Consider the following 11,892-nt stretch of genomic DNA (forward strand, 5'->3'; position numbering starts at 1 on the left):
TGGAATTGCCTTTTTTAATATTACTAATTTCTCTGCTTACATCAGTAAGTAATCAACGTTGATTGGCGTTTGTAAATGCCTCAAGCATTTCTTCTTTTTGTTTAGGAGAAAGCCCTGTTGGATACTCTTTGCGCTCTTGATCCCAATTTGAAATAGCTTCTTCATTGAATTGGATGTCTACTAGTTCGCGAACATCTTGTATACGTAAAGCACTCATAAGAGCGACTAAGTGAGCCACATTAATTGATAGTTTTTTGGCGTTCGCCATTTCACTGATTGTTGCCAAGCGAATGCCTGTGAGTTTGTGTAAATCACTTTGTGTTAATTGACGTTCTTGCATGACCTCAGCAAGTTTGAAACGCACAACTGGTTGATAACGTTGTAGCCCCTCCGTAATAGCGTCACTTCCGTTCGTTCTCACTAAATTCATTTCCATTCTAAAAACCTCCAAATTCATAATACATATTCTAAATTACACACTAATTATCCAAATATAATTTGTCAATGTATTACAATGTTTTTGGATATTTATTTAATGAAAGTACGTAAAAACAAAAAAATATCAATTTAAATATCTAAAAAGTATTTATATGGAACTAAATATCTAGTTGAACAACAATTTGAGTGAACGTCAAAAAATCGTTAAGTTGATGATCGATTATCTTTCGAAGAATGTTTAAATTGATCGCTTGATCATCATGAATAGCAATACGACAGAATTCAATTATGTTGATTAGACTAGCAACAAGAGACACGTCCATAAGTTGTGCTTCTTCAAGTAACTGAAAACCATCACATCTCGATTTTGGTAATCCTAGCTTATGTGTTTTAACTACATGCATGGATAGGGCGATACTTAATTCTGCCGTTCGTAGTAAACCATAAAATAAACTCCTCGAGAACTCGAAGAGTTTAAAGATTACACCGTTACTTCACTCACTTCATGATTGAGTTGCCATTGCACGCCAAACGCATCTTCGACAATACCGTATGCTTCACTCCAAAACGTCTTTTGAATCGGCATGATGATCTTGCCGCCTTCAGCGAGCCGCGCGAACGTTTCGTGCAATAGCTCCACATCGGCTAAGTGAAGGGCTAGCGTAATGTTTTGTCCGAACGTCACAGGGTTTTGTGGCATCGCGTCTGAGAACATGAGACGTGTGCCATGGACGATAAGCTGCGCATGTAAAATCAGTGTCTGGTGCTCCGGTGGATACGGTTGACCATCCGGTCCAGGACCTGGTCCGAACTCCATGATTTCCGGCATTTCTTCCTGAAACACCTCCGTGTAAAACGTCAACGCTTCACGGGTATTTCCATTAAAGACAAGATACGGATTAATCGGCATGGGAAAGCTCCTTTCAAAAGGGAGAATGTGTTTCTTTTAGTATACCAAACATTTGTTCGTATAAAAAGAGTGGGTTGCTGATTTATTTAGTATAAATGATAACGGTTTCAATTTATCTGATTTTTATAAAAAATAGGTTGCAACTTCCAGAAAGACTTCGTATACTAAATTTATCGAAAGCGCTTTCGGTGAAATGGAGTGAGTAGTATGGGAACAATTTATGATTTAGCGAAGATGACCGGATTTTCGATCACGACGGTCTCGAAAGCCTTAAATAATTATTCAGATGTCAGTGAAAAGACGAAAGCGAAGATCGTCCAGGCCGCAGCTGAGATGGGATACTTGCCGAATGCGCATGCTCAATCGCTCTCGACGAAACGTTCGTGGACGATTGGTGTCATGTTCTCAGAAGCACATGGTGTCGGCATGATGCATCCGTTCTTTAATGCGATCATTGAAAGCTTCCGGAAAGCAACAGAGCAACAAGGTTATGATCTGATTTTTGCATCACGAAATTTACGTAATCGGGACATGAGTTACTTGGAGCACTTTCGGCACCGAGCGGTTGATGGCATTGTCGTCATCTGTTCGGACCAGTTGGATCTGCACGTTCAAGAATTAATTCAAAGTACGATTCCGATCGTTGTCGTTGATATGTACAGTCCGGATTGTAGCGTCGTCTATTCCGATAATATTACGGGTGGGCGACTAGCCGTCAATCATCTATATGAATTAGGTCATCGCCGGATTGCGCATATCGCTGGCGACACGACGACGGATGCTGGTGCAGCAAGGATCGAAGGTTATAAACAAGCAATGACTCAGTTTGGTTTGCCGATTCCGGACGGCTATATTGCAAACGGTGGGTTGTTTTCCGGAGAAGAAGGAAAACGGGCGATGCAAGAATTGCTGGTGCTACCGGATCGACCGACTGCTGTCTTTGCGGCAGGGGACCAAATGGCAATCGGCGCTATTGAAGCGATTCATGAAGCTGGCTTACAGATTCCAACAGATATCTCACTCGTAGGCTACGATGATATCGAGATGGCGAAGTATATCACACCGAAGCTGACGACTGTCCGGCAAGATACGGAAACAATTGGTCAGCAAGCGGCTTCAGTCTTGATCGAACAGATTGTCGATAAACAGCGGATGACGACACAAGACGTCATTCCCGTCGAGTTGATCGTTCGTCATTCGACAGGTCCTGCACCTGAGTGACGTGCGACGATTTCGGAATCGCTCTCGCTGGTTGTCAGGGAGAAAACGCGAGAGCGATTCCGAAATTATTTTTACGGCAGTTCCGAAAGGGCTTTCGATTATTTTATTGTCACTTTCGAAAGCGCTTTCGAATTAAACAATTAAATTGAAACCGCTTACTTAAAAATTATTAAAAAAGGATGGGATGAAATGAAAAAGGCGTTCATTAGTGCAGTCACGATTGGTGCCATGACAGCAACTGTCTTAGCGGGATGTACGGGAAGTGGCGAAGAAACTACAAGTGGTGGCAAAGAGGTCTTAAAGATCTGGTCGTTTACGGATGAATTAAAAAAACCAATCAAAAAATTTGAAGAAAAGAATGGCGTCAAAGTCGAATTGACGATCGTGCCGATGGCCGACTATCCGACGAAGTTGAAACCAGCTCTTGAAAGTGGCGTCGGGGCACCAGATATCTTCACGGGTGAAATCGCCTTCTTGAAGCAATGGGTCGACGCTGGCTACTGGGCCAATTTATCCGAAAAGCCGTTTAATGCAGATGACGCCGCAAAAGACTATATTCCCTATGTATTTGACATGGGGAAAGATAAAGAAGGAAACGTGCGTGCGCTCTCTTGGCAAACGACGCCAGGAGGCATTTACTACAAACGAAGCATTGCGAAAAAAGTACTCGGAACAGATGACCCGAAAAAAATCGGCGGCATGATGAATTCAATGGATGGGGTATTTGAAGTCGCCGATAAAATGAAGCAAAAAGGCTATAAAATGTTCCCGGATGAAGGATCGATTCGCTGGTTCGTGCAAGGCAATGATCCACAACCATGGGTCAACGACAAGCAGGAGCTCGTCTTGACCGATGCGCGAAAAGAATATATGGACTACGCAAAAGAACTCCGTACGAAACAATATACGGCCCTTGCACCGGAATGGTCACCATCGTGGTACGCCGGCATGGATAAACCAGTCAAAGTCAAAGAGAATGGCAAGGAAATTCAGACAGAGGTCTTCTCGTATGTGTTACCGACTTGGGGACTGCATAGCGTCTTGAAGGAAAACGTGAAAAAATCCGCAGGAGACTGGGCTGTCACGAGCGGACCGAGTCCTTACTTCTGGGGAGGAACATGGTTAGGCGTCTACAAAGATTCGAAAAAACAAAAACTCGCGTATGATTTCGTCAAAATGATGACGCAGGACGAAGAATTCTTGACAGACTGGGCAAAGGAAACGGGTGACGTTTTAGCATTCAAGCCAGTCACGGATAAAATCAAGACCAACTTTAAAGAAGATTTCTTGGATGGACAGAACAACTACGAATTTTTCTTAAAGCAAGCAGACCAAATCAAACCAGGCATCGTCACGAAGTATGATCAACAACTTGACACGCTCTATGGAGCTGCCGTGACAGAGTATGTTCGCGGAAAAAAATCAAAGGACGAAGCTCTAACGGAATTCTATAAAAAAGTCAAAAACGCGTACCCTGATGTAAAAGTACCCGAATAACGAGCAGGTGGGGCGCATCCTGCCTCACCTTTTCTCATGGAAGAAAGGAGCTTAACCTGTGAAAAAAATCGATCGCACTGGGTATCTCTTCATCGCACCGTTTTGGATCGTCTTCCTGATCTTCAGTATTTATCCGGTCGCCCTGACATTCTATTACAGCTTTACGAACTATACGGGGGCTGAAGGAGAACAAGTCGTGGGTCTTGCGAACTATACTCGGCTACTGAGTGACAGTTACTTCATCGAAGCGTTCGTTAACACGATCAAGATTTGGGCTGTCAACTTTACCTTACAAATTGGCGGGGCATTGTTGCTTGCATTGCTGTTCTCCGACCTCCAATTGAAATTGAAGGGGCTCGCGTTCTTCCGAGCGACCTTTTATCTGCCGAACTTGATCACGATCAGCTCGGTCGCCTTATTGTTCGGCATCTTGCTCGACTGGCAGCATGGCTCGCTCAACATGATGTTGATGAAGATCGGTATCATTTCAGAGCCAATCAACTGGTTGACGCAACCTGTCACGGCACAAGTATCTGTCTCGCTCATCCTGACATGGATGTGGCTCGGTCACTCGTTCATCGTCGTCATGGCAGGCGTGTCTGGCATCTCGAAAGATTATTTTGAAGCGGCCTTGATTGACGGAGCGACCCGATGGCAAATTTTTTCTCGAATCACTTTGCCGCTGCTCAAGCCAATCTTATTATATATCATGATCACCTCACTGATCGGTGGTTTGCAATTGTTCGACCTGCCGATGCTGATCACAGATGGAATCGGGGCACCGGACGGGGCACTGAATACGATGGTGCTGTATCTCTATAACCAGGCATTCAAATACAACAACTATGGCTATGCTGCAGCTGTCGCTTATGGGTTGTTTGCCATCACTCTTGTTTTTTCAATCATCGTCTTCAAAGGGATGTTCCGAAAAGAACGTTCACCGAAAGGAGCCTGACCGATGGAACGAAATGCAGAAGCACGCCGGCTCGTGCCACAAACGGAAGAACAACCAGAACGCTCGGAGCATCCGCTTCGATTGACGCCACCTCCAAAACGAAAAAAACCATGGCTTGGAAAAACGATCATTTACCTCGCATTGATTGCTTTGACGATTGCCTGCATCATTCCATTCTTGATGATGATCGTCAACGCAACCCGTTCGAATGAAGAAGTCCTGTCCGGCTTTTCTTTGATCCCGGGCAACTCGCTTGCTGACAACTACGCGGCGTTGAGTTCGTACGTCAATATCTGGTCCGGCTTTAAAAACAGCTTGATCATTGCTGTACTCGTGACCGTCTTGTCGGGATACTTTTCCGCCTTGACCGCATTCGGTTTTGCATTCTATCAATTCAAAGGAAAAAATGTCTTGTTCGTGTTCATGCTGATCATGATGATGATTCCAGGACAGCTCGGATTGATCGGTTTTTATGAGCTCAGCAAAAACTTAGGATTGCTCGATAGCTTCATTCCGCTCATCGTACCGGCTATTGCTAGCCCGTTCACCGTGTTCTTCATCCGGCAGTACGTCCAGACGGTCCTCCATCCGAGTTTGATTGAAGCAGCACGTATCGATGGAGCAAGCGAATGGCGGATCTTCCATACGATCGCCTTACCGATGATGATGCCCGCGATCGCGACGATGTCGATCTTCACCTTCATCGGTTCGTGGAATAACTACATCATGCCGCTCGTCTTACTCTTCTCACCGGAGAAGTATACGCTCCCGGTCTTGATGGGATTCTTAAAAGGTTCACAAGTCGCAGAGAACTTAGGGTCACTGTATCTCGGCATCGCGATTTCCGTCGTGCCGATCATGATCGCTTTCTTGTTCCTCTCGAAGTATATCGTTAGCAGTATCTCGGCTGGTGCCGTCAAAGAATAATTCGTCAAAGGAGATGACATACATGAAATTTGCACCAAACTTTGTATTCGGAACAGCCACATCGTCGTATCAAATCGAGGGCGCTTACAACGAAGACGGACGGACGCCTTCCATCTGGGATGCGTTTTGCGCAGAAGATGGCAAGGTCTTCAACTGGCAAAACGGTAACGTCGCTTGTGATCATTACCATCGTTATGAAGAGGACATCGCCCATATTAAGAAGCTTGGCGTCGATACGTATCGCTTCTCGATTGCCTGGCCACGGATTTTTCCGCAAAAAGGAGTTTATAATCCCGAAGGCATGGCGTTCTATAAGCAGCTTGCAACACGCTTGCGCGAAGAGGGCATTAAGCCGGCTGTCACACTGTATCATTGGGATTTGCCACTCTGGGCGTACGAAGAAGGCGGCTGGGTCAACCGAGAATCGGTCGACTGGTTCCTTGATTTTGCACGGGCATGTTTTACGGAGCTTGACGAAGTCGTCGACTCTTGGATTACGCACAATGAGCCGTGGTGTGCGGGGTTCCTCAGCTATCACATCGGGGAACATGCACCCGGTCATACTGATCTGAACGAAGCCGTTCATGCGGTGCATCATTTGCTCTTATCTCACGGAAAAGCAGTCGAGATGCTGAAGGAAGAGATGAAATCGACGACACCGATCGGCATCACACTCAATCTGGCGCCTAAATATGCAAAGACAGATTCGGTCAATGATCGGTTGGCGATGAATAATGCAGATGGCTATGCGAATCGTTGGTTCCTTGATCCGGTCTTTAAGGGACATTATCCGGTCGACATGATGAATCTTTTCTCAAAATATGTCCATTCGTTTGCTTTCATCCAGGAAGGGGACATGGAAACGATTGCTGTACCGTGTGACTTCCTCGGGATTAATTTCTATAGCCGTAACCTCGTCGAATTCAGCGCAGCAAATGATTTTCTACAAAAAGCTGCGTATTCTGACTACGATAGAACCGCGATGGGATGGGACATTGCACCGAACGCATTCAAGGACTTAATTCACCGATTGCGGGCGGAATATACAGATTTACCGATCTATATTACAGAAAACGGAGCCGCATTTGACGATGAGCTGATTGAAGGACGGGTCGCCGATCAAAACCGAATCGATTATGTGGCGCAACACTTGCAAGCAATCTCGGATTTGAATGAAGAAGGCATGGATATTCGTGGCTACTACTTATGGTCGCTTCTTGACAACTTCGAGTGGAGCTTCGGTTACGAAAGGCGCTTCGGAATCCTTTATGTCGATTTCGAGACACAGGAACGAATTTGGAAAGACAGTGCTCATTGGTATGCGAACGTGATCAAGCAACATAAAGCTACGCTTCCCCAAAGCGTATAAGGAAAAAGGCAAGGACGCTCATCGTCCTTGCCTTTTTGCCCGGATTAGATAAAAAAATCAATAGAGATAGGGTAAAAAAATGTGTAAAAGAAAAAGGATTAAAACCCATCATATGGAATGTAAAGTGTAGAAGTGACATCTATTCGTTTTCAGGGAGGAAACGTCATGCGTCAGAGGGACTTACCGTATCGGCTCATCTTCATTTTAAGTTTACTTGTCATGATCGGAATCAACGGATGGTCCGCCATGCTCCATCCGGATGGAATGATTAACGGATGGCAAAGCATTGCCTCCGTTGTCTGGCTTGTTGGTCTAGTCGGGTCTCTATTCTATATCAAGGAAGATAAAGCGCTTCGACTTATGGTCTGGTATATCCGGATTGGTCTCGTTGCGGCGTTATTCATTTACGGTGTTTCGTTACTTGAAGGCGCGTTTTCTGAGACGATTTGGTTTGATGGGCTTGCGAGTGTTCAGTTCATATTCTATTTCCTGTTCGTCGTCCCATTGTTTGGATTAAATGCCTGGACGGATGTTCTGTTTGGTGAGTTTTCGTTATACATGAGTGTCCTGTACGGTATCGCCTTGATCACGCTTCACGTAAAGGTCTGGAATGATGCATCACGGCATTTAAATTATTGATTCAAAAAGGTGACCTTGTGTCGCCTTTTTTTGTTATGTCGTCAACTTTTTTCTCGACTCGCCCGTCTTAATGATGTATACAAAGAACGATATCGAAAAAAGGAGCCGCGGCCTATGATCTCTCGCCAAATAAAAAAACGGGAAAAAGCATTTGTCCGTTTTTTAAAGGAATACAAACCGAATCTCTACTGGTTAGCCTACAGTTATATGAAAAATGAACAGGATAGTCTGGATGTCATTCAGGACAGCATCCAAAAAGCGTTACAATCACTCGACCGACTCGAGGATGATGAACGAATGAAAGCCTGGTTCTATCAGATATTGACACGAACAGCGATTGATGCGATTCGAAAACGCCAGCATAGCGTCAGTTACGATACGGATCGATTGATCGAACTTGTTGCGACGAAAGAAGATACATATCCGGATGCCGATTTGCGACAAGCACTCGAGGAGTTACCGGTCATGTACCGGGAAGTCGTTATCTTACACTATTTCGAGGATTTGATCTTAAAAGACGTCGCGACGATTTTGGAGCTGAATCTAAGTACGACCAAGTCTCGCCTCTATAAAGGGTTGACCTTACTGAAAATGAAATTGAATGGAGATGATCTAGATGTCAAACAAACTTGATGATCTGAAACAGGCTTACCAACAACCACCGGTCCCAAAAGAACTCGATGAAATGATTGCCCGAGTCGAGCGTCGAACTCGTCCTTCGCGGACGAAGCAATCCGTGTTGATTACAGCGGCCGCCATCACGTTATTCATTGGTGGATTAAATAGTAATGCGTCATTTGCAGACGCGATGGCGAAGGTGCCGGTCTTCGGTCAACTGACTGAGATCGTGACGATTGACTGGAAAGAGACGAAGACACAACAGTCGGCTGATATTAAAGCTCCTCAAGTGACGTTACCGGACAAAGCGCTTGAGCAACAGCTGAATGAAAAGTATATCTCGGAAGGACAAGCGTTATATGAAAAGTTCAAACAAGAGACGCACGGACAAGAGGGAGTATTTGCGATCGATAGCCGATACGACGTCAAGACGGATACGGACGACCTGTTGTCGATTGGTCGAGTCGTCACCGAGACACGGGCAAGTGCAGCGGAACGTGTCCAGTACGATACGATTGATAAGAAGCAACAGCTTGTCCTGACGTTACCGTCCTTGTTCAAGAATGACAGATATATCACGACGATCAGTGATTATCTAAAGGAAGAAATGCGTCGGCAAATGAAGGCAGATGAAGGGAAAGTCTACTTTGTCGAAGGAACACCAGATGTACCGGAGAGCGAACAGTTCAAGCGCATTTCCGCGAAGCAAAACTTCTATATTACGGCAGACCACAAATTAGTCCTGTCGTTTGATGAATACAGCATTGCTCCAGGATATATGGGCATCGTTGAATTTAAGATCCCGACATCGATTTTAAAAGATGACCTCGTTAGTTCGTCCTATATTCGTTGATTATCAGATTTTAAAAATCATTGACGTAAAAATGAAAAAAGGGAACAATTTCTAAAAATGACTTCTTATAATCAAAAGACGAATCGTTGTTTTTTGAAAAAAGGAGGAATCCCTATGAAAAAATGGAGTCGGCTTGTACTCGCGGGTGTCGTCAGTCTCGCATTGATCCATGTTCCGGCAGCTAGTGAAGCGGCGACGAAAGCAAAAGCCTTTAAGAACTGTACGGAAATGCAGAAGAAATATAAAGGTGGCGTCGCGAAAAAAGCGGGGCTAAAGAATCGGACCGGGTATGACAAGAGCGGAAAACCGATCTACAAAGCAACAAAATATAAGGCATACGTGAGTCTTGCGACATATAACTTAAACACGAAAAGTGACCGGGATAAAGACGGTATTGCGTGTGAACGTTAAAAAATAACCTGACGCTGCGGCGTCAGGTTATTTTTGCTTAGTTGAAGTTTTGTTTAAGGAATGCTGTAACTTCTTCTGGTGTTTTAGCATTTGCACTGTGCAAGTGCGCCAGTTTTTCATTGTTTTTGAAGACGAGCAAGCTTGGGATCCCCATGACATCGTGGTTCGATGCGATTTCAGGGAACTCATCTTTATCGATCGTGTGGATTGGTAAGTGGTCGAACTGGGACTCGACGTCCGGCATGAAGTAATCCATCCGTTTACAGTCCGGGCACCAGTCTGCTTCGAACTTGATGATGACCGGTGCATCACTTGAAATCAATTCCTTGAATGTTTCTTCACTCTTAATGAATTCTGCCATTGTGAGAACTCCTCCTCTTGGTGTTGTACCTTTAGTCTACCGATTCCCTTCAGAACTTGCACGAATTATGTTCGTCAAAGAGTCTGACAAGTCAAAAAAGTTGGTTGCTCTTTAAGATAATGCTACCGATTTTCTTTAAAAGAGCCACATGACGTAATCAAATTCAGTTTGGTATAGGGAAACATTATTGCGTGTTTGTTAATTACCTAGTTCGAAACAAAATGATTTCTCTAGACCCACTCGATTTCCGACTGGTACGATGAGGTTTGCTAATCGCAGAGAAAGTGGGGCGACGAGAATGGAACAACAAAAATACGATAATCTAAAACGCGGCGAACGCGGTGCGATGATCAGTATTGCAGCCTATATCTTGTTATCATCTTTAAAATTAATCATTGGTTATACAGCAGATTCCGCCGCACTCCGGGCAGACGGTTTGAACAACGCGACGGACATCATCGCGTCGATTGCTGTCTTAATCGGCTTACGGATCTCACAACGTCCTGCAGATGACGATCACAAGTACGGACACTGGAAAAGTGAGACGATTGCCTCGCTCGTAGCTTCCTTCATCATGATGGCAGTCGGTCTCCAAGTCTTGATTGATACGATCTCGACGTTATTCGAAGGCAAGCAGGAATCGCCTGATGTTCTTGCAGCGTACGTCGGAATTGGTTCGGCTCTCGTGATGTACTTCGTCTATCGTTACAATAAGAAGTTATCCGAGGAGATTGAAAGCAAAGCCGTCATGGCAGCGGCGAAAGATAATCTATCCGATGCTTGGGTCAGTGTCGGGACGACGATCGGGATCGTCGGATCACAGTTCGGTATGCCCTGGCTCGATGTCGTGACCGCGATCATCGTCGGCTTCTTGATCTGTAAGACAGCGTGGGACATCTTCACGGAAGCGTCACACGAACTGACGGATGGCTTCGATGAGAAGAAGCTGAAAATGTATGAAGATGTCATTTTCGATCTCGAAGGTGTCAAAGGCATCAAATCAATCAAAGGACGTAACTACGGCAACAATGAAGTCGTCGATGTCGTCATCCTCGTCAACTCCACATTGAACATCCATCAGGCGCACGATATTGCGACACGTGTTGAGGATACGCTGACGGAAGAATACGGAGTTTATGATATCCATGTTCACGTCGAACCCGAATGAATTCAAAAACGTCTTTTCTACGCTGACTGTAGAAAAGACGTTTTTTATGGCAATAACTCGATGTGAAGAGCCAGTGTTCCGTACTGTTGCTCGGCTTCTGGTGAATAGATCGTATACGTAGATGTTATGAGTTCATCGATCGACCAACCGACGCAGTCGATGGATTCCTGTGATACGTGTTCATACAGTGCTTGAAAATCTTGAAATGTCTCCCGTTTCGTCACCTGGACGAGTAGCGTCTCGTTCGTCTCCGTATGCGTGAACTGAATCTGATCACCGACTTGTACTTGTTGGCGTTTCAGATCATTGAGTCGAATTTCGACCGTTTTCAGCCGTTGTTCAATCGAACGAAACGGTACTTCATATAATCCCATCTCATGTCTCATCTATCTCCACTCCTTCTCTACAAAAGCATAACAAAACTATGTGATTTTTCACATTGCCTTTTCGTTGACAACTAGAAATAATCAGCGTATTTTAATTCATATAAGTAATTGTTCCTTTTGGAACGATTTGAAATGGAAC

At 44.8% G+C, this 11,892-nt stretch carries 15 protein-coding genes; 10 read left to right on the plus strand and 5 right to left on the minus strand.

What is annotated here, in order from left to right; translation table 11 throughout:
- Positions 1 to 52 precede the first annotated feature (52 nt).
- From ACN9MT_RS01800 to ACN9MT_RS01810, 3 genes are all read right to left on the minus strand, one after another.
- Positions 53 to 436 (minus strand): helix-turn-helix domain-containing protein, encoded by a 384-nt coding sequence (locus tag ACN9MT_RS01800; RefSeq protein WP_426272664.1) that lies wholly within the window; start codon positions 434 to 436, stop codon positions 53 to 55.
- A gap of 160 nt (positions 437 to 596) precedes the next feature.
- A complete protein-coding gene (gene hepT / locus ACN9MT_RS01805; protein ID WP_426273442.1) occupies positions 597 to 920 on the minus strand; it encodes a type VII toxin-antitoxin system HepT family RNase toxin in 324 nt (107 codons plus the stop codon).
- On the minus strand, positions 920 to 1,348 hold the full coding sequence (locus ACN9MT_RS01810) for a VOC family protein (RefSeq protein WP_426272665.1): 429 nt from the start codon (positions 1,346 to 1,348) through the stop codon (positions 920 to 922). The genes hepT and ACN9MT_RS01810 overlap by 1 nt, the downstream gene beginning before the upstream one ends.
- Before the next feature lie 207 nt (positions 1,349 to 1,555).
- Here ACN9MT_RS01810 and ACN9MT_RS01815 point away from each other — a divergent pair, with 207 nt between their 5' ends.
- From ACN9MT_RS01815 to ACN9MT_RS01855, 9 genes are all read left to right on the plus strand, one after another.
- Complete coding sequence (locus ACN9MT_RS01815; RefSeq protein ID WP_426272666.1) at positions 1,556 to 2,569, plus strand: LacI family DNA-binding transcriptional regulator; 1,014 nt, start codon at positions 1,556 to 1,558, stop codon at positions 2,567 to 2,569.
- A gap of 189 nt (positions 2,570 to 2,758) precedes the next feature.
- On the plus strand, positions 2,759 to 4,066 hold the full coding sequence (locus ACN9MT_RS01820; RefSeq protein ID WP_426272667.1) for an ABC transporter substrate-binding protein: 1,308 nt from the start codon (positions 2,759 to 2,761) through the stop codon (positions 4,064 to 4,066).
- A gap of 58 nt (positions 4,067 to 4,124) precedes the next feature.
- Complete coding sequence (locus tag ACN9MT_RS01825; RefSeq protein ID WP_426272668.1) at positions 4,125 to 5,021, plus strand: carbohydrate ABC transporter permease; 897 nt, start codon at positions 4,125 to 4,127, stop codon at positions 5,019 to 5,021.
- A gap of 3 nt (positions 5,022 to 5,024) precedes the next feature.
- The gene (locus ACN9MT_RS01830; RefSeq protein WP_081780419.1) at positions 5,025 to 5,948 is read left to right on the plus strand and encodes a carbohydrate ABC transporter permease; all 924 of its coding nucleotides are present in this window, start codon (positions 5,025 to 5,027) and stop codon (positions 5,946 to 5,948) included.
- 22 nt (positions 5,949 to 5,970) lie between these two features.
- Entirely contained in the window at positions 5,971 to 7,317 is a 1,347-nt protein-coding gene (locus ACN9MT_RS01835; RefSeq protein WP_426272669.1) for a GH1 family beta-glucosidase, read from the plus strand.
- Positions 7,318 to 7,482: 165 nt separating this feature from the next.
- Positions 7,483 to 7,956, plus strand: a complete 474-nt coding sequence (locus ACN9MT_RS01840; protein WP_426272670.1) for a hypothetical protein — start codon at positions 7,483 to 7,485, stop codon at positions 7,954 to 7,956.
- Between the two features lie 114 nt (positions 7,957 to 8,070).
- Positions 8,071 to 8,589, plus strand: a complete 519-nt coding sequence (locus tag ACN9MT_RS01845; protein WP_426272671.1) for an RNA polymerase sigma factor — start codon at positions 8,071 to 8,073, stop codon at positions 8,587 to 8,589.
- Complete coding sequence (locus ACN9MT_RS01850) at positions 8,573 to 9,427, plus strand: RsiV family protein (protein WP_426272672.1); 855 nt, start codon at positions 8,573 to 8,575, stop codon at positions 9,425 to 9,427. Before ACN9MT_RS01845 ends, ACN9MT_RS01850 begins: the two co-directional genes overlap by 17 nt.
- Before the next feature lie 114 nt (positions 9,428 to 9,541).
- Positions 9,542 to 9,838, plus strand: coding sequence for an excalibur calcium-binding domain-containing protein (locus tag ACN9MT_RS01855; protein ID WP_426272673.1), 297 nt, complete (start codon positions 9,542 to 9,544; stop codon positions 9,836 to 9,838).
- A 37-nt stretch (positions 9,839 to 9,875) separates the two neighbouring features.
- Here the strand turns inward: ACN9MT_RS01855 and ACN9MT_RS01860 are convergent, their stop codons facing one another.
- Positions 9,876 to 10,199: a thioredoxin family protein gene (locus ACN9MT_RS01860; protein ID WP_023466923.1), complete on the minus strand. Its 324-nt coding sequence runs from the start codon at positions 10,197 to 10,199 to the stop codon at positions 9,876 to 9,878.
- A gap of 298 nt (positions 10,200 to 10,497) precedes the next feature.
- On the opposite strand from ACN9MT_RS01860, the gene ACN9MT_RS01865 reads away from it, so the two are divergent.
- Positions 10,498 to 11,367, plus strand: a complete 870-nt coding sequence (locus ACN9MT_RS01865) for a cation diffusion facilitator family transporter (protein WP_053452503.1) — start codon at positions 10,498 to 10,500, stop codon at positions 11,365 to 11,367.
- A gap of 44 nt (positions 11,368 to 11,411) precedes the next feature.
- On the opposite strand, the gene ACN9MT_RS01870 is transcribed toward ACN9MT_RS01865, so the two are convergent.
- Positions 11,412 to 11,753 carry an ASCH domain-containing protein gene (locus tag ACN9MT_RS01870; protein ID WP_426272674.1) on the minus strand — a complete coding sequence of 114 codons (342 nt, stop codon included), beginning with the start codon at positions 11,751 to 11,753 and terminating at the stop codon, positions 11,412 to 11,414.
- Positions 11,754 to 11,892 lie beyond the last annotated feature (139 nt).

It is taken from the genome of Exiguobacterium sp. R-17 (genome assembly GCF_049913315.1).
Taxonomy (GTDB): Bacteria; Bacillota; Bacilli; order Exiguobacteriales; family Exiguobacteriaceae; genus Exiguobacterium_A.